The sequence below is a fragment of the Exiguobacterium sp. s34 genome, from assembly GCF_018617435.1.
Taxonomy (GTDB): domain Bacteria; phylum Bacillota; class Bacilli; order Exiguobacteriales; family Exiguobacteriaceae; genus Exiguobacterium; species Exiguobacterium aestuarii.
In genome coordinates this window covers 22,799-48,221 of the sequence record NZ_JACSKE010000005.1, presented here as the reverse complement: position 1 = coordinate 48,221, position 25,423 = coordinate 22,799, and the positions used below count along the sequence as shown (strand labels likewise).

Below are 25,423 nucleotides of genomic sequence, written 5' to 3'. Positions count from 1 at the left end.
TTATGGTCGTATTTAAACCGTTTAGCCCGTATATGCCGATACATGCGGAAAACGTTGCCGCAGATCCATATGACGTCGTGTCCGTAGAAGAAGCGAAAGAGATCATCGCGAAGCAACCGAACTCATTTTTAAGAGTCGATAAACCAGAAGCGCTCCAAGCGGAACTCTCACTTGAAGACTGGGGACAACTGGCACGTCAGGAGTTAGAGCGTTTGTATGCAGACGAGTTGACGGTCCGCCCAAGTGGTTTCTACGTCTATCGCTTGACGCGGAACGATCGTCAACAAACCGGTTTGGTTTCCACGTTTTCAGTCGCAGATTATGAAGCCGGTCGAATCAAAATTCACGAACATACCCGTGAAAAAAAAGAGCGAGAACGAGTCGAACATGTTCAGGCGACAGGAGCGCACACCGGTCCGATTTTACTCAGCCATCCGCCTCATGCGAGTCTCAAACAGATTTTAAATAGTGCCACGGAAGAAGAGCCGTTGTTCTCGTTTACGGATGAGCGTGGGGTGTTGCACGAAGGGTTCATGATTCCGAGCCGAGAACTCGCTCGTGTCATGATGATTGGCGCCACCATCCCATCCATTTATATTGCAGATGGGCATCATCGTGCGAAAGCGGCAGCAGTCGTTTCCGGGATGGGCGGAGGTCATTCTCAAAAGAACGAGCGCACCCACTTTTTAGGCGTTCTCTTCCCGAGTGACGAGTTGACGATTTTACCATATCACCGTCTGCTTACAAAAATCGCACCTGAAGAAGTGGAACATATGTTGGAAGGACTTTCGTTCTCATATGAAGTGACAGAAGTAGATGAACTCGTCTTGCCTGAAAGTCATGGCGTGTTCGGCGCTGCGTATCGAGGAAATTATTACAGGTTATCGAAACAAAAAAATGAAACCGATCTCGATGTCGCCGTGTTACAGCGTGATCTCCTTGCTCCTTACTTCAACGTTGAAGATATTCGTACGGATGCTAGAGTCGATTTTGTGGGAGGGAACAGGTCAATCGAAGAATTGCAACAACTCGCGCAAGTACCGGACCAATTATTATTTACATGCCATGAAACGACGATGCCTCAGCTGATGCGAGTGGCCGATAGTGGTGGCCAAATGCCACCAAAATCGACATGGTTCGAACCGAAATTAAAGAGCGGACTCTTTATTCATCGGTTCGATTGATGGCGCAGGCTGGAAAGAACGGACGAAAAGCGTTATAAATGGAATGAGAAGAAAGGGGTGGCCGAAATTGGCTAAAGCCGTATATCTTCACATTCCATTTTGTGAACATATTTGTTATTACTGTGATTTCAACAAGGTGTTTTTGAAAAATCAACCTGTTGATGAATATTTAGATGCATTAGAACGAGAGATGAAGTTGACGCTCGAAGCGTTCCCGACAGAGCGGATCGAGACCATCTTTATCGGAGGGGGCACACCGACCGCGCTCAATGAAGCGCAGATGGCTCGCTTGATGGACATGGTCCGTCAACATCTCCTCCCGCTTGCTTCAGAAGATCTAGAGTATTCTGTTGAAGCGAATCCGAACTTCGTGAGCACGGAAAAACTCGACACGATGAAAGCCGGTGGCGTCAATCGACTCAGTTTCGGTGTCCAGACGTTCGATGATGGTGGACTTGAGCGCATTGGGAGAACGCATCGGGCAGATGATGTGTTTGAAACCGTGAACGAAGCGGCGAAACGTTTTGATAATATTTCAATCGATCTCATGTTCGGATTACCAGAACAGACGCTCGAGCAAATTGAGCGAGACTTAGAACTCGCGCTACAGCTTCCGATTCAGCACGTCTCATCTTATTCCTTGATCCTTGAACCGCATACCGTGTTTGCGATACAGGACCGAAAAGGGAAACTCCGTTTACCGGGTGAAGATGTCGAGGTCGAGATGTACCTGAAAGTGATGGAGACGCTTGAACGACACGGACTGAAGCAATATGAAATCTCAAACTATGGATTGCCGGGTCGAGAAAGTCGTCACAATCAAGTGTACTGGCGAAATGAAGAGTATTATGGATTCGGGGCAGGTGCGCACAGTTATTTGAACGGTACGCGTCGTGCCAACATCGCACCGATTCCTCACTATATTAAAGCGGAAGGCATCCCGGTGAAACGGGTGACCGAGCTTGAAGAAGTGGAAAAAATGGAGGAAGAGTTATTCCTGGGTCTACGGATGCGTTCCGGGGTCTCCTTTCAGACGTTTAAACAGAAGTATGGCATGTCGCTTGATGATGTGTTCGGTCACGTCATCGATGAATTGGTGAAGAAGTCACTGATTGAACGGACGGACACACATATCCGTCTGACGGCGTCCGGTTTACCACTTGCGAATGAAGCTTTCGCAGCGTTTATTGGAGAAGCGAAACTCGAGCATGCCGAGTCATGAAAAATGGACAAATCCCTTGTGAGGGATTTGTCCATTTTTGTAGGGTTATAAGACGAGGTCACGATAAAGCGGTGTGAGTCGCGCGAACGTATCTTCGACTAGTGCGAGGAAGGCGTTTTCGTTTTGAAGAATCGATGCGTCGGCAGGAAGTTGTCGCCCGATTAAGAAATCGGCTTTTTTGACAGTACCAAATCGCTCGAGTAACGATTGGATGTCTTCGTTCGATGTCTCTTCGACAAGAATCGCATCTTTTTTCATATGGTCGCCAGCGATATGGAAATCGTTGAACGTTGATTTGAAATCCAATTGTTGCAGATGCTTCGCAATTGCGTCTTTGTTCGGCATCTCATAAATGAACGCGAGCCAGATGAATACACGGTCGTCAAAAAGCCCGACTTGTAAGTGTGGATGCTTTTTATATCCGCGCTTATCATGACAAATGGCCATCCACGTATCTTTCGGAGGGTTCACTGTTCGGCGTGCATGTTTTGCCACATGTAGGTAGAGTGGGATTCCGACATCTGCCTCGAGTTGTGGACCGACCTCGTCATAAATCCGATGAAAGAGCGGTTGGATATCCGAACGGATGCCAGACATTCGTTCGTCGAGTCCGTCCTGTTTGAATACGTTAAATTGTTTCGTTGTAAACATTTCATCACCTCACGTTCTATCATAACGAAACACTGCTTCTTTTTCAGGTTTGCTGTCTGTAAAAAAGGTGAAAAAATCGGAGTGTATGAATTGACAAATAGTGAGAACGTGATAATATTTGAAGTGTGATTAGCACTCGTTAAATATGAGTGCTAATAAAGCGAGGTAACTTTTTCAGAGAGGAGTGATGTTGTGCTGACAGATCGACAGTTGCTCATTCTTCGAGCCATCATTGATGATTATATTCAGACGGCTCAACCGGTCGGTTCGCGTACGTTATCGAAACGAGACGATTTGACGTTTAGTTCGGCAACGATTCGGAACGATATGGCCGATTTGGAAGACATGGGGTTAATTGAAAAACCACATACTTCCGCGGGTCGAATTCCGTCAGAAGTCGGATACCGATATTACGTGGACCACCTCGTCGAGAAACAAATTATCGACGAGCGTGAAACGGGTCGTTTAGAAGAGCGTTTAAAACAATCTTCGAAAGAGTCTGAGATCCTGATTCGCCAAGCTGCAGATCTCCTTTCTGATTTGACCAATTATACGACGGTCGCCCTCGGTCCAAACAGTCAGTCTGAAACATTGGCACGTGTGGACTTTATGCCATTAGATGAGCGACGGGGTGTCGTCCTCATCGTCACGGATCAAGGTCATGTCGAGCATCGTACCGTCATGTTTGAATCACGTGTAGCTCCTGACGTCATCGAGGAAACGATTCGATTGTTAAACGATCGTCTCGTTGGGACATCGATCGGGCAACTCAAAGTCCGAATCGGGGAAGAGGTTGCAAAATTGCAACTCGCACAGCGACAGCAATACGAAAATATGATGCAACTGATTCAATCAACGGTTGGGATTCAAACGCCGTCTTCGCTCTATCTCGGAGGTAAGAAAAATATCTTTAACCAACCCGAGTTTCAGACGCTGGACACGCTCCGGCCGTTCCTAGAATGGATTGATGAGCAAGAACGTTTGACGCATTGGCTCGAATCGTTGCCAAATCGCGAGATTTATGTGAGCATTGGGAGCGAGAATGGAATTGTCGCCCTTCAAAATTGTAGTGTCATCACTTCGGATTATACACTAGACGGGAAAACATTCGGAACAATTGCCATGATTGGTCCGACTCGGATGAATTACCGTCACGGTGTGCAAATGATGGGACAAATTATCGAAGCGTTGCGACGAACGAAACTAGATGAGTGACGGAAAGGAGTTTTACTATGACAGCAGATCATCAAAACGGGCATGAGCAAGAAGAAGTGCTTGAAGAAAAATCTGTAGACTCGGCACAGACAGAAGACAACGAGTCAACTGAATCAAATGAAGATGAGGTTTTAAATGCTGAGATTGTGGAAGAAAGTTCTGAGGGGACGGACTTACAAAAAGAAATCGAAGCGTTGAAAGCGAGCGAACTCCGTATTCGTGCCGACTTTGACAACTTCCGTCGTCGGACGAATGAAGAGAACGCAAAACGCGTCAAGTTTGCTTCACAGTCTGTCATTGAAAAATTGATTCCGCTCATTGATAACTTTGAGCGTGCACTTCAAGTACAAGCAACTTCGGAGGATGCGAAGCAAATTCAATCAGGCGTTGACATGATTCATCGTCAGCTTCTCGATGTATTGAATGCTGAGCAAGTCGAAGTAATTGAGGCAGTCGGACAACCATTCGACCCGAATTTCCATCAAGCAGTCATGCAAGAGCCGAGTGATGAGTTCGAGTCTGGCATCGTGACGATGGAGCTTCAAAAAGGATATACGATGCACGGTCGAGTCATTCGCCCGAGCATGGTAAAAGTTGCAGAATAACACTACTTAACGAGACGGAGGAATTAACGATGGGTAAAATTATCGGTATTGACTTAGGGACTACAAACTCATGTGTGGCAGTAATGGAAGGTGGCGAAGCGGTCGTCATCTCAAACGCAGAAGGTAACCGTACGACTCCTTCGGTAGTCGCATTCAAAGGAGAAGAGCGCCAAGTCGGTGAGGTCGCAAAACGTCAGGCGATCACGAACCCGAACACAATCCAATCAATCAAACGTCACATGGGTACTTCACATACAGTTGACGTCGACGGCAAGAAATTCACACCACAAGAAATCTCAGCAATCATTTTGCAGAAGTTGAAGAAAGATGCTGAAGACTACCTCGGTGAAACAGTTACAGAAGCAGTCATCACAGTTCCTGCATACTTCAACGATGCTGAGCGTCAAGCGACAAAGGATGCTGGTAAAATTGCTGGTCTTGATGTAAAACGAATCATCAACGAGCCAACGGCCGCTGCACTCGCTTACGGTTTAGATAAAGGTGAAGACCATACGATTTTGATTTATGACCTCGGTGGTGGTACGTTCGACGTTTCGATTCTTGAACTCGGTGATGGTGTATTCGAAGTTGTCGCAACAGCTGGTGACAACCGTCTCGGTGGAGATGACTTCGACCAAAAAGTCATCGACTATCTCGTTGCAGAATTCAAAAAAGAGAACGGCATCGATCTTGGAAAAGACAAGATGGCACTTCAACGTTTGAAAGATGCAGCTGAAAAAGCGAAGAAAGACCTTTCAGGTGTCACGAGTGCACACATCAGCCTTCCGTTCATCACAGCAGGTGAAGCAGGTCCACTCCACTTGGAAATGACACTCACACGTGCGAAATTTGAAGAGTTGACGGCTGATCTCGTCGAACGCACAATGGAACCGACTCGTCGTGCCTTGAAAGATGCAGGACTCACGCCATCTGACCTCGACAAGATCATCCTCGTCGGTGGTTCGACACGTATCCCTGCCGTTCAAAAAGCGATCCACGACTTCACGAAGAAAGAACCATTCAAAGGGGTAAACCCGGATGAAGTTGTTGCACTCGGTGCGGCAATCCAAGGTGGGGTTCTTGCTGGAGACGTGAAAGACGTCGTTCTTCTCGACGTGACTCCGCTCTCACTCGGTATTGAGACAATGGGTGGCGTGATGACGAAATTGATCGATCGCAACACGACGATCCCGACATCGAAATCACAAGTGTTCTCGACTGCGGCAGATAACCAACCTGCTGTTGACATCCATGTCCTTCAAGGGGAACGTCCGATGGCACCAGACAACAAGACACTTGGTCGCTTCCAATTGACTGACATTCCACCAGCACCACGTGGTGTGCCACAAATCGAAGTTAAATTCGATATCGATGCAAACGGAATCGTTCACGTATCGGCGAAAGATCTCGGTACGAACAAAGAACAATCAATCACAATTCAATCTTCTTCAGGTATCGATGAGGCAGAAATCGAGCGTATGGTGAAAGAAGCTGAAGCGAACGCCGAAGCAGATAACCAACGTAAAGAAGAAGCAGAACTCCGCAACGAAACGGACCAACTCGTCTTCGCAACAGACAAGGCGATCAAAGACCTTGGTGAGCAAGTGGAAGAGGCGGACAAAGAAAAAGCAGAAGCTGCGAAAGAAAAAGCGAAAACTGCTCTCGAAGGTTCAGACCTTGAGGCGATCCGTACAGCCAAAGACGAATTGTCAGCTGTCGTTCAAGAGTTGACGCAAAAAGTATATGCTAAAATGGCTGAACAGCAAGGTGCTGAAGGCGCAGAACCACAAACGGAAGCGAAACAGGACGATGATGTCGTGGACGCAGAGTTTGAGGATCTCGACGACCGTAAATAAACAGCCGTTGTAAAGGAGAGCGCCAAAGCAGGTTTCTGCTTTGGCTCTTTCCATGTTAAGGTAGAATCGGTAAAATCGATACGTAGATTGTAAGGATAGGAGCGAGAATAGTGGCGAAACGAGATTATTATGAAGTGCTCGGGCTCGACAAGTCGGCCTCGGCGCAAGAAATTAAACGGGCATACCGAAAACTGGCCCGTCAATATCACCCGGACATCAACCAAGAGGCAGATGCGGCGGATAAGTTCAAAGAAATCGGTGAAGCCTATGAAGTGCTTTCTGACGAACAAAAACGTGCCCAATACGACCGATTCGGTTTTGAAGGGGCAAACCAGTTCGGAGGCGGAGGCGATTTCCAAGGTGGATTCGGCGATATCTTTGACATGTTCTTCGGTGGCGGTGGACGTCGTCAAGACCCGAACGCACCGCGTCGCGGGGAAGATTATCAATACGTAGTCGACCTCGACTTCATGGAAAGCGTGACAGGAAAGACGGAAACAATCGAGCTTGAAATCGAAGTCGAGTGTGACACATGTATGGGGAACGGTGCGAAACCTGGAACGAAACCAGAAACGTGTAACCAATGTGGCGGCAGTGGCGTTGAAACGGTTGAGCAAAACACAATTCTCGGTCGTATGGTCAACCAGCGTCCTTGTAGCAAGTGTCATGGTAGCGGTAAGACGATTAAAGAAAAATGTCCGACTTGTCATGGTTCAGGTCATGTGAAGAAGAAACAGACCGTCGAAGTGAAAATTCCAGCCGGTATCGATAACGGGCAACAGATTCGTCTATCTGGAAAAGGTGGTCCTGGAGTAAATGGTGGACCAGCGGGCGACTTATATGTCGTCGTACGAGTGAAAGCCCACGAAATTTTTGAACGTGTCGACCAACACATCGCGATGGAAATGCCGGTCACATTCGCACAAGCAGCACTCGGTGCAGAAATCGAAGTGCCGACAGTTCACGGGAACGTGAGTTTGAAAGTGCCGGCCGGGACGCAAACCGGCTCGAAGTTCCGTTTGCGCGGCAAAGGAATGCCGAGTGTACGTGGTGGCGCCAATGGCGACCAGTATGTCAGCGTCGTCGTCATGACACCGAAAAATATGACAGATCGCCAAAAAGAATTGCTTCGTGAATTCGAAGAAATCAGTGGCGAATCGGGTGTCGAAGAGGAACATGGCATGTTCCAAAAAATGAAGAAATTCTTTAGTCACTAAAAGGAGTGTGTACAAACGATGAAATGGTCTGAAATTTGTGTCCACACGACACAGCTTGCGGTGGAAGCCGTATCGAATTTATTACACGAAGTGGGGGCACAAGGTGTCGTCATCGAGGACGTCGAAGACTTCGACCGAATGATGGCGGAAGACCATTTCGGAGAGATTTGGGATGTCTCGGACCGTGAAACGTATCCGACTTCTGGTGTACACGTCAAAGCGTACGTGCCAGCTTCAGGTGATTTCCAAGATGTGCTCGCAAACTTAAGAAAAGAAATCGAGCGCCTCCGGAGCATGCTCGATATCGGATCAGGCGAAGTCACGGTCGCAGAGATTGATGAAGAAGATTGGGCACATTCATGGAAACAGTACTACAAGCCGGTCAAAATCTCACAACATCTGACGATTGTGCCACTTTGGGAAGAGTACACACCACAACCGGAAGAGAATGTCATCTTGCTCGACCCAGGTATGGCGTTCGGTACAGGCACTCACCCGACAACGATGTTATGCATTCAAGCTATTGAGAACTATATCGAGGAAGGCGACCGCGTCATTGATGTCGGCACAGGCTCAGGCGTATTGTCGATTGCTGCTGCGAAACTCGGAGCCACGAGCGTAAAAGCGTTAGATTTGGATTCGGTTGCCGTTGAATCAGCTCGTCAAAACGTCGAGACGAACGGTGTCGAATCACTCGTTCAAGTAGACACTGGAGATTTATTAAAAGGTGTAGACGGAGAATATGACTTGGTCGTGGCGAACATCCTTGCTGATGTCATTCTTCTTTTCATCGAAGATGCGTATGCACGCACCAAAACGGGCGGTCGCTTCATCACGTCTGGTATTATCGGAGAGAAACGGGTGGAAGTCACGAGCGCTCTAATGGCTGCAGGTTTCGAGATTGAAGAGACACGCGTCATGGAAGACTGGGTCGCAATCATCGCCAAGAAGGAGTAAGCTATGCAACGTTATTTTTTGACACCAGAAGCTTTCACAGGTGATGCTGTGGCACTTCCTTCAGATATCGTTCATCATATCGGAACGGTCCTACGACAAGGGGCGGGTTACGAAATGGTACTTCTTGACGGTGCGGGGAATGAGTATGCATGTGTCGTGACGTCACTTGAAAAGAAGAGTGGAGTGGCGAAAGTACTGTCATCTCGTCGTTCTGAGACTGAATTGCCGATTGACGTGACGCTTGCTTACGCGTTACCGAAAGGGGACAAGGTCGAACTCGTTGCTCAAAAAGCGACCGAACTCGGGATTCATCATCTTCTATTGTTTGAATCCTCGCGATCAGTCGCCAAATGGGACGCGAAAAAAGTACCGAAAAAGGTAGAACGTATCGAAAAAATCATGCAAGAGGCGGCCGAGCAATCGTACAGAGCCGTCGTCCCAACATGTACGTTCCTCACTTCGAAACAACTGTCACAGCAGTTTGAGCAGTACGATGAAGTCATCATCGCATATGAAGAATCCGCAAAAGAAGGCGAACAGTCGGCGCTTGCCAAAACATTGAATCGACTCAATCCGAAACAACGCCTCCTCGTCATCACAGGACCTGAAGGCGGGTTCGATTCAGGAGAAGTCACGCAATGGGTGGAGGCAGGAGCAACGGCTTGTGCCTTTGGACCACGCATTCTCCGCTCGGAAACGGCTCCATTATATGCACTGTCTGCCATCTCGTACGCGCTTGAATTGGCGAAAGAATAGAAAAACGGCTGTCCCTCGGGGGCAGCCGTTTTTTCATGAAATCGATTATTTTTTATTGATTGTAATTACTTTTTGCGTCACGTTCCCACCAAGGTCAGTTACTTCAAATGTAAAGGTGTTCTGTCCTTTCGTCACAGGGAGTGAGATAGTTTCGGTACGCGAGAATGCTCGCATCGCGTATGGCTCCTTCAACGTGTGGCTCCATTTTAAATCTCCGTTGACACGAAGTTTGATATCGTCAAAGTTGTCCGACACCTGTACTTTCACATTCACGGTGTTTTGCTTCGCCGAAACGTTTTTCGGCACATTGCTGATCGATAGCGTCGCTTCCGTTGAGTCGACAAAGATTGGACGGACGAAGTTCGTCACGTTACCAGACGTGTCTTCAGCGATGAAGCGAATCTTGTGGAATCCATCTTCATACGCACGTGTCGTATTGAACGTGTATTGTTTTAAAGTTGCGTCATACGTGAGTGGTACGTCCACATCATCGACAGTGAACGATACAACGTCAGAGGCGTCTTTAATTTGACCGATGATTGGTACAATCGATGAACCGTATGGAGATAGGGCGAGTGGTGCATCGACGAAGACACCTGGTTTATCCGCATCATTTTCTGTAGATACGTCCCGTGTGATCACGTTACCCGCATTGTCAGAGACACGTACCGAGAGCTGATCTGTTGATTCAAGTGGCGCATCGAGAGTGAAGTTAGCTGTATCTTTCGCTTCTTTCGCTATGACCTTACCGTTGAGAAGGAACTCGATTCCATTAATGCCGGCGAAATCATCTGATGCTTTGACGCTTGCGACGCCATCATTCCATCGAATCGTGAAACGAGGGTCTGTGTAATCCACTTTGACTGGGATACGTAGCGTCTGGGCTTGTTTTTTCATATAGTCGATGCTTGCTTCAATCTCGTAGTAGTACGTTCCTTTTGGCGCCATCTCTCCATTTAGCTTTCCATCCCAAGCGTTATCAGACGTGTAGTAATAAGGGTCGCCACTTCCACCATCGAAATAGTTCTTTCTCAATTCGTCATCCATCTTGAGGGTACGAAGGACGTTTCCTTGCTCATCGACAATCCGGTACTTCATGTCTTTCGCATTACGTAAAAGTGAGAAGACAGGAGTTGCTGTGTCTTTTGAACCGTCTCCGTCTGGCGAAATCGCTACCGCCTCTTCAGCCACGGACTCATCAAGTTTCTCTCCTAAATAGTTCCCAGCCGCATCAACCAATCCAGAGATTCCATAGAATGAGCCTTCTTCATAAATAGTCTCATCAAAGATTGGTGCTTTACCCCAATCTCCTTCGAATCCAACGAACGGGACGACGAGTGACGGGTGACCGTCAGTACCACGTGGATCTGTCAAACGGAGGAATCCATCGACGAAATACCCGTTTTCAAAGACTGATTTTGCGTCTACCGTTCCTTCTAGCGTCTCGGGATTTAAAACTTTTGCCTTTGAGACGTCAATCGAGACCGTGATTTCTTTCTTTTGGTTTGCTTTCAACGTGACTTTACTCGTGTTTTTGCCGTTGATTTTAATGACGGCCTGTTGAAGTGCCTGAGCTTCCATTGCGTTTTGAATGACCCCGTCCTTGTTCGTGACGGCGAGATCTGTCTGTAGGGAAGCCGCTACATCATATGTGAGAGATTCGTCAGACATATTTTCGACGACAATGGTGAATTTCGCCTTACTTTTCGATAATTCTTTTAATGCGACTTTTGCTTCTTTCGTTTTCTTCTCATATGCGACCGCCGGAGAAGTGACAGCAGCATGGAGTTGCATGAGACCCGCTCCCGCACGACGTGGTGAATATGGAAGAGACTGTTTTAGTTCCTGGTTATACGGTCCGATGTCTGTGACAGGTTTCGATGTATTGAGTAGTAAATTTTTGGCCATCGTGACGCGTGACTTTCCACTCAAGTCGAAATCACGATCGACTCGTTCAAGGACAAGTGCTGCTCCGCCTGCCACGTGTGGTGCAGCCATCGATGTTCCGCTCATCAAACCGTATTGGTTGTCGTTAAACGTTGAGAAGATTTGACCGCCTGGAGCTGAAAGCTCTGGCTTGAAGTCAAGGTTCGGTGTGACGCCCCAAGAAGTGAAATCAGACATTGCACCTGCCGCTCGGTTGTTTACGCTAATGCGGTCACCTGCAAACGTGAGTTGGAGTGGTCCATCCTCTAATTTCTCTTTTAACTCGTTCCCGTCTTGGATGCTAAGTGATGCCATCGGGATAAGTGGTTGGTCAAGAGCCATCGATACGTAGTCGCCGTGAGAAACGGCACCTCTCACGATGACACCAGCTGCGCCTTGTGCTTCAGCCGTTTTTTGAATCTTCGAATAGAAATATCCACCGTCGCGAACGGCGAGGACGAGTTTTCCTTTTACATCTTTACCAGCATAATTTTCTGGTTGTCCGTCCCCGACATAGACAATGTCGTATGTGCCTTCTGAGAATGCTGGTCCATCTTGCTTTTTCCATCCAATCTTCTCTTCACCAACGCGGAAAGCATCCAATTGGATTTGATCGTTTTCAAGTGAGGCGACCGATGTAGAGGCTTGGCTGACGCTTGGTGCCCCGACGACACCTGTATCAGGATTTGAAGCTGTCGGTAAGTCGAAACCATGGCCGAAGTATGCCGAGTTTCCGGCAGAGATCGACATAAAGACGCCGTTATCAACAGCACGTTGAACGGCTTGCTGTTCAGGTGAGTCAGCATCGACAAAACCTGCTGTAGATCCAAGGCTCATATTGATGACGTCTGCTCCAAGTTTGATCGCATCGTCAATCGCTTTAATATAAATATCTCCGTATGTAGACGCATAGTTCGGATCGTTACTAAATACTTTAAGACCTAGGATTTGAGCTTCAGGTGCGACACCTTTAATCCCGCCGTTTTCTAAATCACCGTTTGCGGCAACCGTTCCTGAAACGTGCTGACCGTGCATGGAAGCACCCGGAGAATCATCTTTAATATCATCGTTCTCGTCGTAGTAGTTATACGCGTATGGAACTTTTTCATTCACATATTCACCAGGAAGACCAAAAGAAGTGATGGCCTGATCGACTTCTGATTTCGTCAATTCTGCTGTTTTCGCATCCGTGATTCGGTAATCTCGGTGGTCGGCATCAATTCCTGAGTCGATGACAGCGACGACGGTGCCTTCCCCAGCGAATCCATAATCGCCCCACGTTTGTTCGGCTTGTACCATTCCGTTACTTGTGACCATATCTGGTTTCACTTCAGGACGTTCATATTCATTGACGACGTAGACAGTCGCCACTTCTGGAAGGGCTTCGACTTTCGCGATTTCACTTGTAGTGAGGAAAGTAGAGAAGCCGTTAAAGACGGTCGTGAACTCTTCAATCGGCGTAGCGGTCACTCCCTGTTTCTTCAAAGCGGATTTTGCACGTTTTTGTTCAGACTGAACAGATTGTTGCGCTTTGTTTTGTTCTGATTTTGTCAACTCGTTAAACTTTTTCCCTTTTTGTGCTGCTTCTGCAATCGCAGGTGCACCGACGAGTTCGACGACGACCCGAACTTTTTTCTGTTTCTTTTCAAGAACGAGTTTTGGTTTGATCGAAGCTTCTGCCGAAACGGATGTTGTACCTGCTTGAATGAAGGCAGGTGTTAAAGCGATACATGTAGCAAGTGATGCATTTAAATAAATGTTTCTTCGTGACAATGTAGATACCCCCTAATATTTGTTATTACCTGTAAAAAATAAAGATTCTACTTACATTGTGAATTATCATATCGTTGTTCAAACGAAAAAGAGTGGATTTTTTTGTAAAATAGGGGAGTGTTTTTGCACAAATTTTAATGTTCAGACAATTACTAAAGACCTAAAACATAAGACCTATATCCGATTTTTTTGATCAGATGATTTGCGCGAATGACTTGAAAAGTGCAAAAAAACCTGTTAATGTAACGTTAATGTTAAATACCAATAAAACATATCAATTTAGTCAGAATTAAGAATGAGGTGGCGCTATGAATTTACCATTCATGGATATCTTTAAAGATTGGGCGAAAGATTACGATACGGCAGTCGGGGGGCATGACGAGCAATATCATGAAGTATTTATCGGATATGATCAAATGCTTGATGATGTTGCGTTACACGTTGAAGGAACAGTCTTGGAATTTGGCGTCGGCACAGGTAACTTGAGTGCCCGTATTTTAAAAGGACATCCTTTAATTGCAATCGAACCTTCTCCGGAGATGAGGCAGATTGCGATTGATAAATTAGGTATTTCGGTAGAAAACGGTGATTTTCTTCGTTATCCATCTTTCTCGCAAGTCGATACGGTCGTATCTTCGTACGCTTTCCATCACTTGACGGATTCTGAAAAAGAATCAGCAATTGATCAATACGTTCGGGAGTGGGGACATCCGAAATTTGTATTGCTCGATACGATGTTCGAATCTCCGGAAGCTCGACAGGACATCATTGACTGGGCAACGGCACAAGGGTATTCAGACTTGGTCGAAGACCTAAACCGTGAATATTATCCATACACAACAACCATTCGTACAATGTTAGAGGCGAACGGATACAACGTCACGATGACGCAGAAAAATAAATTCGTTTGGCTTGTCGTCGCTACAAAATAATTAGGAGGAATCACTCATGAAAACATATAACGTCGAAAGTTTTAACCTGGATCATACGAAAGTACAGGCTCCATTTGTTCGTTTAGCTGGTGTGAAAGAAGGAACGGCGGATACCATTTACAAGTATGACATTCGCTTCATTCAACCGAACGAAGGACTCATGCCGATGCGTGCAGTTCACTCTCTCGAACATTTGATCGCTGAAAACAGCCGCAACCATTCAGAAGACATCGTTGATATTTCTCCGATGGGATGCCAAACAGGTTTCTATTGGACGATGCTAAATGATGGGAATTATGAACGAATGCTCGACCTCGTCGAAGCAACGTTACGCGATGCGATGAACGCGGAAGAATTACCAGCGCAAAATCCGGTTCAATGTGGGAATGCGAACCATCATGATTTTGAGGGAGCTAAAAAATTAGCGGCTGACATGCTTGCGAAACGTGACGAGTGGCATATCATCTTCAAGGACGAAGCATAAGATGATTGTCCGTGACGTCTATGAACTCATCGGGGACACGCCGCTCATCGAGCTCCGTTCATTACCTGTACCATCTACGGTAAAAGTATATGGGAAGATGGAGATGATGAATCCGGGAGGGAGTGTCAAAGACCGACTCGGCATGAATTTGATTGAGCGGGCGATGAAGCGTGGAGACGTAGCACCAGGTGGTACAGTCATTGAGCCGACAGCGGGGAATACAGGAATTGGCCTCGCACTCGCTTGTCAGCGGTACGACATTCGCCTCATCACCGTGACCCCTGAAAAGTTTAGTAAAGAGAAACAAGCATTGATGCGTCTCCTTGGGGCGACCGTCGTCAATACACCGACTGAGCTAGGGATGAAAGGCGCAATCAGTCACGCGCTCGAGTTGGCGGAAGAATATGATGCGTACGTGCCAGAACAGTTTTCAAACCCGGATAACCCTGACGCCTATGTGGACATTCTTTCACAAGAACTATTGAAAGACGTGCCGCAGATTGATGTGTTTGTGGCGGGGGCGGGATCGGGTGGTACATTCACCGGTGTCGCTAAATCATTAAAGCCGCAAGGGACGAAAACCGTCGTCGTCGAGCCGGTCGGTTCGATTTTGAACGGCGGTGAGCCGGGGCCACATAAAACTGAAGGAATCGGTGTCGAAAAATGGCCTCCCTTCTTGGAACGGTCTTATGTCGATGCGATTCATACGATCACAGACGAGGAAGCGTTTTACTATGTGGCGCATCTCGCAAAACAAGAAGGATTGCTTATCGGGAGTTCTTCTGGGGCTGCCATTGCAGCATGTGTAAAGGAAGCAAATCAAATGTCGGAAGGCACGATTGTGACAATCTTGCCAGACAGTGCAGAGCGATATTTAAGTCAAGGAATTGTCAAGGAGGCAGAATATGCGTACAAAGACAGCACTCATTCACGGCGGTAAGACGACGGACCCATTAACAGGGGCAGTCACACCGCCGATTTATCAAACGAGCACATACAAGCAAGACGGGATCGGAAACTTGCGGGAAGGTTACGAGTATTCTCGATCTGCCAACCCGACACGAACTGCGCTTGAGACGCTGATTGCGGATATCGAGGGCGGCGTGCAAGGTTTCGCATTCGGTTCTGGGATGGCGGCCATCTCGACCGTACTCATGTTGTTGAAATCTGGAGACCACGTCATCGTCGGGTCTGATGTATATGGAGGAACGTACCGTGTATTCAATCGAGTATTTCAGTCACGAGGCTTGGAGGCAACTTTTGTCGACACATCCGATGAAGCGGCGGTTCGTGATGCGCTACAAGCGAACACGAAAATGATCTATGTGGAGACGCCGACGAACCCACTTTTGAATGTGACAGATATCCGTGCAATGCGCACGATTGCGGATGAGGCAGACGTCTTACTCGTAGTGGACAACACGTTCATGACCCCTTACTTCCAAAATCCAATCGACCTTGGTGCCGACTATGTCTTACACAGTGCCACAAAATACTTAGGTGGTCATAGTGACGTCGTGGCGGGACTCGTCGTCGCTCGAACGGAAGAACAAGGAGAAGCTCTAGCGTTCCTACAAAACTCGGTCGGGGCAGTACTCGGACCTCAAGACAGCTTCCTCGTCGTTCGTGGGATTAAGACGCTTGCCGTTCGGATGGAAGAAATCGAATCGAACGCACGAGCGTTGGTCGACTTCCTACAATCGAATGAGAACGTGTCACGCGTCCTACACCCGAGTATCTCAAGTGAAGAGGCAAAACGAGTCCACTTGTCTCAAGCGCGTGGATTCGGTGGGATGATTGCGTTCGATGTCGGTTCGGCCGAGGCGGCGGAAATGATGGTCGCGAAGACGAAGTACTTCACACTCGCAGAAAGCTTAGGTGCAGTAGAAAGCCTAATCAGTGTTCCGGCTCGTATGACACATGCGTCGATTCCAGCCGAACGCCGTGCAGAACTTGGGATCACGGACGGGCTCGTTCGAATCTCAGTCGGATTAGAGGATATCGATGATTTAATCGAGGATTTGGCGCAAGCTTTATCCGCCATTGAACAAGTCAAACAATAATGAGTAAGGACGCGATTTTCGCGTCCTTTTTTCATGAGACAAAAGCCTTGTATCGGAAGTCGTTCATCGACTAAACTGATTTTAACTTGAAAGAGAGCGGGTGAACGTGTGAATAAGGGAGTTTGGACGACAATCGGGGCCTACGTCATGTGGGGCGTCCTCCCAATCTATTGGAAGTTTTTGCAGGAAGTGCCGAGTGGACAAATTTTGGCACATCGTATCGTTTGGTCCTTTTTATTTATTTTACTCGTCTTAAGATGGACGAATCAGTGGAAAGAGTTCGGATACGCTCTTCGCCACCCTGCCACACGAAACGCATTCATGTTGAACGGATTCATCGTCAGTGCAAACTGGTTTGTGTACATATGGGCTGTCAATCACGGTTATATTATCGAGGCATCCCTCGGATATTACATTAACCCGCTTGTCAGTATGGTGTTAGGGGTGCTCGTCTTTCGGGAATCATTAAATCGAGTCCAATGGATGGCGGTTGGGATCGCGTCGATCGGCGTCCTCGTCTTGACGCTTGGGTATGGTTCGTTTCCGTGGATCTCGTTCGTATTAGCGAGTACGTTCGGTTTTTATGGGATGGTGAAGAAACGTCGACCTCTCGCTTCAACCGTGAGTCTCGGGATTGAGACGTTAGCTGTCGTTCCTGTCGCGCTCATCTTTCTCAGCAATCAGGTCGTCACAGACCAGATTGCCTTCGACATGTCACCGATGATTTGGGTCGCATTGCTAGGGACGGGTGTTGTGACGGCGCTCCCGCTTCTTTTATTTGGATACGGGGCACAACATATCCCGTTTACGCTCGTCGGGTTTCTTCAATTTATCGCACCGACCATCAGTCTGATAATCGGGGTCGTCATGTATCATGAACCGTTCACGGCATATCACGTCTTCGCATTCACTTGTATTTGGCTAGCCATCTTCTTCTTCAGTTGGAATAGCTGGGTCGTCGCTCGCAAACGTCGTCAACTCATTTGAGTTTGAAAGCTGTTACATTTCGAAAAAACGTGGTAATATGTTAGATGTCAGACTTATTTGTCAGAGGAGGAAATGAATAATGGAATTAGCCCGTTATATCGACCACACAGCTTTAAAAGCTGAAACTACAAAAGATCAAGTTACAAAACTTTGTGCAGAGGCACTCGAATATAAGTTCGCAAGTGTCTGTGTCAACCCGACATGGGTCAAATATGCAGCAGAGCAACTTCAATCAGATGACGACGTCAAAGTATGTACAGTCATCGGGTTCCCACTCGGAGCGAACACTCCTGAAGTGAAGGCATTCGAAACAAAAGACGCGATTGCAAACGGTGCGGATGAAGTAGATATGGTCATCAACATCGCAGCGCTCAAAGACGGCGACTACGATCTCGTAGAGCGTGACATTCGTGCGGTTGTCGAAGCGGCAAACGGTACACTCGTCAAAGTCATCTTTGAGACGTGCATGCTTACAAAAGAAGAAATCAAGAAAGCTGCTGAACTTTCAGTAAAAGCTGGAGCAGATTTCGTCAAAACATCAACTGGTTTCTCAACTGGTGGCGCAACGGTCGAAGACATTCGTCTCATGCGTGAAACAGTCGGACCAGACCTCGGCGTAAAAGCCTCAGGTGGTGTTCGTGACTTCGAAGGCGCGAAAGCGATGATTGATGCTGGTGCGACACGTATCGGTGCTTCAGCTGGTATCGCAATCGTCACTGGTGGACGTTCAGACAGCGACTATTAATAAGTGGTTGACCACACGACTTAATTTCACTATAATATGATATGACGTGTGAAACACGTTTCCTTAGTCGTGTAATTCGGAGGGAGGGAAAACTAGTGGAAACTCGTGTCCGTAAAAACGAATCGCTTGAAGACGCTCTTCGTCGTTTCAAACGCGGTGTTTCGAAAGATGGCACACTTGCCGAAGTTCGTAAACGTCGTCACTACGAAAAGCCAAGCGTAAAACGTAAATTGAAATCAGAAGCTGCGCGTAAGCGTAAGAAATTCTGATTCCAGTTTCATTGTGTAGAGAGGGTGTTGGCTCATGAGTCTTCAAGAACGCTTGACGGACGACATGAAGCAAGCCATGCGCGCTAAACAGAAAGATCGTCTCACGACGATCCGGATGGTAAAAGCGTCGCTCCAAAATGAGGCTATCAAACTAGGTCGTCAAGATCTTACCGAGGAAGAGGAACTCACGGTGCTCAACCGAGAGATGAAACAGCGCAGAGACTCCCTCCGAGAATTCGAAAGCGCTGGTCGTGAAGACCTTGCTTCCAAAGTAGCAGAAGAGATTGTCGTCCTAGAAGCCTATATGCCTGAACAACTTTCAGAAGATGAAGTGACTGCGATCGTTCAAGCAGCAATTGCTCAAACGAACGCATCCGCTCCATCTGATATGGGTAAGGTGATGGGCGTCGTCATGCCGCAAGTCAAAGGCAAGGCAGACGGTGGTCTTGTGAACCGAATCGTCAAACAACAATTGACGAATTGATGAAAAAGCAGAACTTTTCGGGAAACCGAAAGTTTCTGCTTTTTTTGCGTATTCTGAAACCACATTCAATCTTGTTTCGTATACACTAGAGATAGGAGATAGCTTTGAATTTGGAAGGGGGTAGCAAGACGATGACATTTGGTCTCGGAGTGATTCTGACAGTCTTTTTTGTCGGAGTCGTCCTTCTTGGAATTGAAGTGTTCGTTGCAGGGTTTGGATTGTTTGGTTTGCTTGGGATCGGAGCGGTCGTTGCCAGCTTGATCATGGCGGGTGCGACGATCGGTCAGCTATGGCTCTCAATCGGTTTGGCGGCAGCGGTGCTCACTGGACTCGGTTTCTGGGCATATCGCCGATTAAGTACGAATCGACCGCTCATTTATAAAGGGTTGATTTTGACAGATTCGACATCGACCGAAAAAGGTTACTTGTCCCATGATGACCGTAAACAACTTCTTGGGAAAGTAGGTGTGACGTTAACACCACTTCGCCCGGCCGGTACTGCCGAAATCGACGGAGAGCGTATCGACGTCGTGACAGAGGGTGGCTATCTCGATCAGCAGACAAAAATTCAGGTATATAAAGTGGATTCAGGGCGGATTGTCGTTCGGACCTTTATAGAACCGAAGGAGGATGTAACAGAATGACACCAGAACTATTGACGACGTTACTCATCACAGGTGGAGGATTGATTGCGCTTGCCGTGTTCTTCACGTTCGTACCAGTCGGACTATGGATCAGTTCGTTTGCAGCAGGGGTCCATGTCTCCATCTTCACATTAATTGGAATGCGTCTTCGCCGCGTAATTCCATCAAAAATTGTGAACCCGTTGATTAAAGCGGTCAAAGCAGGCATCGAATTAAATACGAACCAGCTAGAGAGTCATTTCTTAGCGGGTGGTAACGTAGACCGTGTCGTGAACGCATTGATTGCGGCACATCGAGCAAATATCGAATTATCGTTTGAGCGTGCTGCTGCCATTGACTTGGCAGGTCGTAACGTGCTCGAGGCTGTACAAATGTCCGTTAACCCGAAAGTCATTGAAACACCTTTCATCGCCGGTGTGGCAATGGATGGGATTGAAGTAAAAGCGAAAGCGCGTATTACGGTACGTGCCAATATCGACCGTCTCGTTGGTGGTGCGGGGGAAGAAACGATTATCGCACGTGTCGGCGAAGGGGTCGTATCAACGATCGGTTCGCAAAACAACCATAAGCATGTATTAGAAAATCCGGATATGATTTCACGTACCGTACTCACGAAAGGGTTAGATTCGGGAACGGCGTTTGAAATTCTATCGATTGATATTGCAGACATCGATATCGGTAAAAACATCGGTGCGGTCTTGCAGACTGACCAAGCCGAAGCAGACAAAAAGATTGCGCAAGCGAAGGCGGAAGAACGCCGTGCGATGGCGATTGCCCGCGAACAGGAAATGAAGTCTTCTGTTGAAGAAATGCGTGCGAAAGTCGTCGGGGCCGAAGCGGAAGTTCCACTCGCGATGGCAGAAGCGTTGCGTAATGGTAAACTTGGCGTGATGGATTATGTGAATTACCTGAACGTACAAGCAGATACGGAAATGCGAAAAGCGATTGGGGCACCTGTCGATTCTGAATCAGATAGTGAGTGATTGATATGGAAGGACTTTGGGTACTCTTGTTAGCCGCTTTCGGGATCGCCTCGGCTGTGATGAAGCGTCTTGAAAAGTCATCGTCCTCTGGCGATCGTCCTCAAAGCAGTGAGCTAAAGCGTTATTTGGATTCGGTCGGAGACGTGATGAAAGAGATTGAAACGGCGTTTGATGATTCGGAGCAAAAGCCCACGCCGCAAAAGGTGAGACGGCGAGTCGCTCGAGCTGAAGAGCGACCGGTTCCTCAAGAACGTCAAGTCGAGAGACCGAAAGTGAGTGCGCAGTTCGAGCAAGCAGTAAAAATCCCTCCGATTCAGGAGAAGACCAAACCGAAACAACTGAAAGTTTCGAAAAAGCGAATGCAGGAAGCGGTCATTTGGAGCGAGGTGTTACAACCTCCGGTCTCGAAACGAAAGAAGTAAGGCAAAGGCAGTAACCTCGTGTTACTGCCTTTTGCATGGGGAAATTACGCGGTCTTTCTTTCACGATAGGCGTGTTAGTGCTAAAGTAAAAGAGGAATAACCGATATTTAGAGGGGGCAACGTATCCATTGATTATGACTGATAAAATACCATTCGTCATGGAACATGCGAATGAAGCACAAGCTTTACTCGGACCGAAAGATGAAGTGTTCCAAGCGATTGAGACAGAATTGAAAGTGGCGCTTATCCCGAGAGGCGAGGAATTGATTATCCAAGCTGACACAGGAGAGGCATTAGAATTGACGAAGCAAGTCATCATCACGTTACAGACATTGGTGAAAAAAGGTGCGCGTCTCAATGAAAGTGACGCAATCAGTGTCATCCAACATATTCAAGTCGGAAAGGGAGACGAATTGCTCGAGCATTACGAGCGTGTCGTCTTTACGACGAACAAGGGGAAACCGATTCGCGCCAAAACGGTTGGCCAGAGTCGTTATGTTCGCGCGATTGAACGACGAGATCTTGTCTTCGGAATTGGACCGGCCGGAACGGGTAAAACGTATTTGGCAGTCGTTCTAGCAGCACGTGCGCTAAAAGAAGGTCAAGTGAAACGAATTATCTTGACGCGACCTGCCGTTGAAGCCGGCGAGAACCTCGGATTTTTACCAGGTGACTTAAAAGAGAAGGTAGATCCATATCTTCGACCGTTATATGATGCCTTATTCGACGTTTATGGTGTGGAGCAGACGAATCGATTGTTAGAACGAGGGACAATCGAAGTGGCGCCTCTCGCCTATATGCGTGGACGTACGCTAGAAGATGCATTTGTCATTTTAGACGAGGCACAGAATACGACGAAAGAACAAATGAAGATGTTTTTGACGCGACTCGGATTCGGATCGAAGATGGTGGTCACAGGGGATTTGACACAGGTCGATTTACCGAAAGGGAAGGCGTCAGGTTTACAAGAGGCGTTGCACTTATTAGAGGGCGTGGACGGGATTCATTTTGAACACTTTAGCGCATCTGATGTCGTCCGCCATCCACTCGTCAAGAAAATCATTAACGCCTATAGTACAGACCTCAAGTAAGGAAGTGAAAGAGGTCATTGATCGTGAAAGGGGGGACACGAATGCAGCAAGCTAAACATTGGACAGTCGCGACGATTTCGCTGATTTTCTTTCTCTTATTAGGTGCAATTCTTTACTTCACCGTGCGCCCGTCCATCATCAGTGTGGAACCACTAGGGATTGCTGAACAAGACATCCGGTCTCCGATCACAGTCGAGGACCGAGTGGCGACTGAACGGTTGAAACAAGAAGTGACGAACGGCGTCGGTAGTCAGTTCTCGCTCCGAAGAGAATTTGCTGACCAACAGATTGCGAAAGTCGAGCAATTGTTTGCAGCGTTCGATCAGACGGACGACGAGACGGAACTTGCGGATATTAAGAGCCGTTTGAATTCGACGGAGGCGAACGGGATTCTCGCAGACGAAGAACTAAACTCACTTCTTGAGGCGACGGAAGACACTCGGCAAACCGTCGAAGACGTGACGGTGACGGCGTTGCAACAAGTGATGGACGACCGGATCGAGACGAGTAATGAAGCAGTCGCAGCTGCTCGAGATCGTGCGGCTGCAATCGTCGATCAATCACCGCTCTCGTTCGAATTCCGTGCAATCGCGAAGACGCTCAGTGATGAACTCATCGTTCCGAACTATGTGTTCGATTCTGAGGCGACGCGTCAAAAAGAGCAGGAGGCTGTTGATGCGGTCGACCCTGTCATCATTCAAGAGGGACAACTCCTTGTTAGTCAAGGAGAAGTCGTCACACGTGAGATTTATAGGAAGCTAGAATTAACTGGAGCAATCGATCCGAACCGTTCACTCGCGCCACTGTTTGGCTCGTTCTTGTTGAGCGGATTGTTGACGGGTGGTTTCTTATTCATGCTCATCCGTTCAAAGATTAAAGATTTATTATTGAGCCCAAAAATATTAGTGACTGTCTATGGGTTGCTTCTTTTACAACTTGGTATCTTCTTCGGCGTCGGATATATCGGTGTCGACTATACGACGTATGCTTATCTCTTGGCGCCGACCGCTTTCGTCGTTTTGTTACTCCGAATCTTGATTGACGAACGGGTCGCGCTCGCATCTGCCTTCATTACGATGATTGCGGGTAGTATCGTCGTCACGTTCGGACAAAGTACGAATTTCATGACGTTAGTGTACGTCGCAACCGGGAGTTTTTTAGCTGTCTTTTTAGTCGAGCCGAAAATTCAGCGGAAGCGCTTGTTCTTGTCGGGGATCTTGCTCGGTGTCGTGAACATTATTATGGTCATCGCGTTACTTTTATTACGAAACGTTCAGATCACTTGGGAAATGGCGATGTATCTTTCTGGATTCGCCGTCATTAGCGCCTTGTTGTCCATCGTGTTGACGTTTGGATTCTTACCTTTCCTAGAACCGTGGTTTGGCGTCTTATCGTCTGGTCGACTTGTCGAGTTGATGAGTCCGACACATCCGTTGTTACGCAAACTTTTGATGGAAGCACCGGGCACATATCATCATAGTATGATGGTAGCAAACTTGGCGGAATCGGCATGTGAAGCGATTGGTGCAGACGGCTTGCTCGCAAGGGTAGCGAGTTATTACCATGACCTCGGAAAGACGGAACGTCCTCTTCACTTTATTGAAAACCAACAAGGTGGAGGGAATCCGCACGATCGACTGACGCCAGAAGAGTCCGCGGATATCATCATGGCTCATCCTTATGACGGGGCCGATCTGTTACGACGCTATAAATTACCAAAGGAAATCATTGATATTGCTGAACAGCATCATGGGACTTCCTTATTGAAATATTTTTATGTCAAAGCGAAAGAAGATCATGAGAAAGACGTTGTGGAATCTCGATTCCGTTATCCTGGTCCGAAACCTCAAACGCGAGAAGCGGCGGTCGTCATGATTGTCGATTCGATCGAGGCAGCCGTTCGTTCGCAAAAACAGCCGACGCCTGAGAAAATTCGGATGCTCGTTCGTGCCATTATCCGAGACAAGCTGGCAGATGGGCAGTTTGAGGACTGTGAATTGACGACAAAAGAAATTTGGCGCGTTGGTGAGAGTGCGTGCGAGACGTTAACGGGCTTGTTCCATGAACGAATTGAATATCCAGAGCTAAAGAAAGAGGGAGAATTGCATGCAAATCATCTCGAACGATGAACATGAATTGTTAACGGTGTCTCAAATCGAACTTGTCGAGTCGATTTTACAACATGCCGCACAATTAGAAGATGTGGAAGAACCGAGTGAATTATCCGTCACGTATTTAACGAATGAAGAGATCCATGAAGTGAATCGGGAATGGAGGGGTAAAGATGCCCCGACCGATGTAATTAGTTTTGCCTTTGATGAAATGGGTGAAGACGAGATGGATTTCACGCTTGATGAGGATGAACCACATCTCCTCGGAGACTTGGTCATTTCAGTGGAACGTTGCCGAGAACAAGCGGCGGACTACGGTCATTCGTTCGAGCGGGAGCTCGGTTTCTTGGCCATCCACGGATTCCTTCATCTGTTAGGATACGATCATATGACGCCAGAGGAAGAAGCGGAAATGACCGCAAGACAAGAAGAAGTCCTTACTCACTTCGAGTTGAAGCGAGGCAACGTGTGAGACCGTTCCGTGTGGCATGCGAGGGAATCCTCCATGCCATTCGTACAGAGCGGAATATGCGTATCCACCTCATCGCGGCCTTACTCGTCTTCGCTGTGGCGATATGGTTACAAACGACGAAACTAGAAAATCTATTTCTTCTCGCCTGGGTGACGTTGGTCATCAGCCTAGAATTGATGAATACTGCCATCGAGCGGGCGGTCAATTTAGTCACACAAGAGGTCCATCCGCTCGCGAAACAGGCAAAAGATGTGGCTGCAGGAGCCGTACTCGTCGCTTCTATAGGAGCCGCTGTAACAGCACTCATTATATTCGGTCCAAGACTATGGAACGTGCTATACTAAGAGTTCTGAAATTGAGAAAGCAGGTGCATT

General features: G+C 47.6%; 25 protein-coding genes. 23 read left to right on the top strand and 2 right to left on the bottom strand.

Annotation, left to right across the window (positions count from 1 at the left end; genetic code table 11):
- The first annotated feature begins 2 nt into the window (after nt 1–2).
- Both KNO87_RS11365 and hemW read left to right on the top strand, forming a co-directional pair.
- Nucleotides 3–1,184 (top strand): DUF1015 domain-containing protein, encoded by a 1,182-nt coding sequence (locus tag KNO87_RS11365; RefSeq protein ID WP_214795701.1) that lies wholly within the window; start codon nt 3–5, stop codon nt 1,182–1,184.
- Nucleotides 1,185–1,251: 67 nt separating this feature from the next.
- Nucleotides 1,252–2,406 carry a radical SAM family heme chaperone HemW gene (hemW, locus tag KNO87_RS11360; protein WP_214795704.1) on the top strand — a complete coding sequence of 385 codons (1,155 nt, stop codon included), beginning with the start codon at nt 1,252–1,254 and terminating at the stop codon, nt 2,404–2,406.
- Between the two features lie 45 nt (nt 2,407–2,451).
- Here the strand turns inward: hemW and KNO87_RS11355 are convergent, their stop codons facing one another.
- A complete protein-coding gene (locus KNO87_RS11355) occupies nt 2,452–3,057 on the bottom strand; it encodes a DUF1054 domain-containing protein (protein ID WP_214795706.1) in 606 nt (201 codons plus the stop codon).
- A 192-nt stretch (nt 3,058–3,249) separates the two neighbouring features.
- On the opposite strand from KNO87_RS11355, the gene hrcA reads away from it, so the two are divergent.
- From hrcA to KNO87_RS11325, 6 genes are all read left to right on the top strand, one after another.
- Nucleotides 3,250–4,272, top strand: a complete 1,023-nt coding sequence (gene hrcA / locus KNO87_RS11350; RefSeq protein ID WP_214795708.1) for a heat-inducible transcriptional repressor HrcA — start codon at nt 3,250–3,252, stop codon at nt 4,270–4,272.
- Nucleotides 4,273–4,289: 17 nt separating this feature from the next.
- The gene (grpE, locus tag KNO87_RS11345; RefSeq protein WP_214787386.1) at nt 4,290–4,877 is read left to right on the top strand and encodes a nucleotide exchange factor GrpE; all 588 of its coding nucleotides are present in this window, start codon (nt 4,290–4,292) and stop codon (nt 4,875–4,877) included.
- Nucleotides 4,878–4,906: 29 nt separating this feature from the next.
- On the top strand, nt 4,907–6,733 hold the full coding sequence (dnaK, locus tag KNO87_RS11340) for a molecular chaperone DnaK (protein WP_214787388.1): 1,827 nt from the start codon (nt 4,907–4,909) through the stop codon (nt 6,731–6,733).
- A 110-nt stretch (nt 6,734–6,843) separates the two neighbouring features.
- Entirely contained in the window at nt 6,844–7,950 is a 1,107-nt protein-coding gene (dnaJ, locus tag KNO87_RS11335) for a molecular chaperone DnaJ (protein WP_214787390.1), read from the top strand.
- A gap of 18 nt (nt 7,951–7,968) precedes the next feature.
- Nucleotides 7,969–8,907, top strand: coding sequence for a 50S ribosomal protein L11 methyltransferase (gene prmA, locus KNO87_RS11330; protein WP_214795710.1), 939 nt, complete (start codon nt 7,969–7,971; stop codon nt 8,905–8,907).
- Between the two features lie 3 nt (nt 8,908–8,910).
- A complete protein-coding gene (locus KNO87_RS11325; RefSeq protein WP_214795713.1) occupies nt 8,911–9,663 on the top strand; it encodes a 16S rRNA (uracil(1498)-N(3))-methyltransferase in 753 nt (250 codons plus the stop codon).
- 45 nt (nt 9,664–9,708) lie between these two features.
- Here the strand turns inward: KNO87_RS11325 and KNO87_RS11320 are convergent, their stop codons facing one another.
- Nucleotides 9,709–13,362, bottom strand: coding sequence for a S8 family serine peptidase (locus KNO87_RS11320; protein WP_214795714.1), 3,654 nt, complete (start codon nt 13,360–13,362; stop codon nt 9,709–9,711).
- 308 nt (nt 13,363–13,670) lie between these two features.
- Here KNO87_RS11320 and KNO87_RS11315 point away from each other — a divergent pair, with 308 nt between their 5' ends.
- From KNO87_RS11315 to KNO87_RS11245, 15 genes are all read left to right on the top strand, one after another.
- Nucleotides 13,671–14,294, top strand: a complete 624-nt coding sequence (locus KNO87_RS11315; RefSeq protein WP_214795717.1) for a class I SAM-dependent methyltransferase — start codon at nt 13,671–13,673, stop codon at nt 14,292–14,294.
- Nucleotides 14,295–14,310: 16 nt separating this feature from the next.
- Nucleotides 14,311–14,778: an S-ribosylhomocysteine lyase gene (locus tag KNO87_RS11310; RefSeq protein WP_214787399.1), complete on the top strand. Its 468-nt coding sequence runs from the start codon at nt 14,311–14,313 to the stop codon at nt 14,776–14,778.
- A gap of 1 nt (nt 14,779) precedes the next feature.
- On the top strand, nt 14,780–15,718 hold the full coding sequence (locus KNO87_RS11305; protein WP_214795719.1) for a PLP-dependent cysteine synthase family protein: 939 nt from the start codon (nt 14,780–14,782) through the stop codon (nt 15,716–15,718).
- The gene (locus KNO87_RS11300; RefSeq protein ID WP_214795721.1) at nt 15,684–16,841 is read left to right on the top strand and encodes a bifunctional cystathionine gamma-lyase/homocysteine desulfhydrase; all 1,158 of its coding nucleotides are present in this window, start codon (nt 15,684–15,686) and stop codon (nt 16,839–16,841) included. The genes KNO87_RS11305 and KNO87_RS11300 overlap by 35 nt, the downstream gene beginning before the upstream one ends.
- Before the next feature lie 108 nt (nt 16,842–16,949).
- Complete coding sequence (gene rarD, locus KNO87_RS11295; RefSeq protein ID WP_214787406.1) at nt 16,950–17,828, top strand: EamA family transporter RarD; 879 nt, start codon at nt 16,950–16,952, stop codon at nt 17,826–17,828.
- Nucleotides 17,829–17,907: 79 nt separating this feature from the next.
- A complete protein-coding gene (deoC, locus tag KNO87_RS11290) occupies nt 17,908–18,573 on the top strand; it encodes a deoxyribose-phosphate aldolase (protein WP_214787408.1) in 666 nt (221 codons plus the stop codon).
- Nucleotides 18,574–18,647: 74 nt separating this feature from the next.
- Nucleotides 18,648–18,842, top strand: coding sequence for a 30S ribosomal protein S21 (gene rpsU / locus KNO87_RS11285; protein WP_029334745.1), 195 nt, complete (start codon nt 18,648–18,650; stop codon nt 18,840–18,842).
- Nucleotides 18,843–18,876: 34 nt separating this feature from the next.
- The gene (locus KNO87_RS11280) at nt 18,877–19,326 is read left to right on the top strand and encodes a GatB/YqeY domain-containing protein (protein ID WP_074033373.1); all 450 of its coding nucleotides are present in this window, start codon (nt 18,877–18,879) and stop codon (nt 19,324–19,326) included.
- Between the two features lie 131 nt (nt 19,327–19,457).
- A complete protein-coding gene (locus KNO87_RS11275) occupies nt 19,458–19,970 on the top strand; it encodes an NfeD family protein (RefSeq protein ID WP_074033372.1) in 513 nt (170 codons plus the stop codon).
- A complete protein-coding gene (floA, locus tag KNO87_RS11270; protein WP_214787409.1) occupies nt 19,967–20,953 on the top strand; it encodes a flotillin-like protein FloA in 987 nt (328 codons plus the stop codon). The genes KNO87_RS11275 and floA overlap by 4 nt, the downstream gene beginning before the upstream one ends.
- Before the next feature lie 5 nt (nt 20,954–20,958).
- Nucleotides 20,959–21,375, top strand: coding sequence for a hypothetical protein (locus KNO87_RS11265; RefSeq protein WP_214787411.1), 417 nt, complete (start codon nt 20,959–20,961; stop codon nt 21,373–21,375).
- Between the two features lie 134 nt (nt 21,376–21,509).
- On the top strand, nt 21,510–22,466 hold the full coding sequence (locus KNO87_RS11260; protein ID WP_214789806.1) for a PhoH family protein: 957 nt from the start codon (nt 21,510–21,512) through the stop codon (nt 22,464–22,466).
- 41 nt (nt 22,467–22,507) lie between these two features.
- Nucleotides 22,508–24,595, top strand: coding sequence for an HD family phosphohydrolase (locus KNO87_RS11255; RefSeq protein ID WP_214787413.1), 2,088 nt, complete (start codon nt 22,508–22,510; stop codon nt 24,593–24,595).
- Nucleotides 24,573–25,049, top strand: coding sequence for an rRNA maturation RNase YbeY (gene ybeY / locus KNO87_RS11250; protein ID WP_214787415.1), 477 nt, complete (start codon nt 24,573–24,575; stop codon nt 25,047–25,049). The genes KNO87_RS11255 and ybeY overlap by 23 nt, the downstream gene beginning before the upstream one ends.
- A complete protein-coding gene (locus KNO87_RS11245; RefSeq protein WP_214795723.1) occupies nt 25,046–25,393 on the top strand; it encodes a diacylglycerol kinase family protein in 348 nt (115 codons plus the stop codon). Before ybeY ends, KNO87_RS11245 begins: the two co-directional genes overlap by 4 nt.
- Nucleotides 25,394–25,423: the final 30 nt, after the last annotated feature.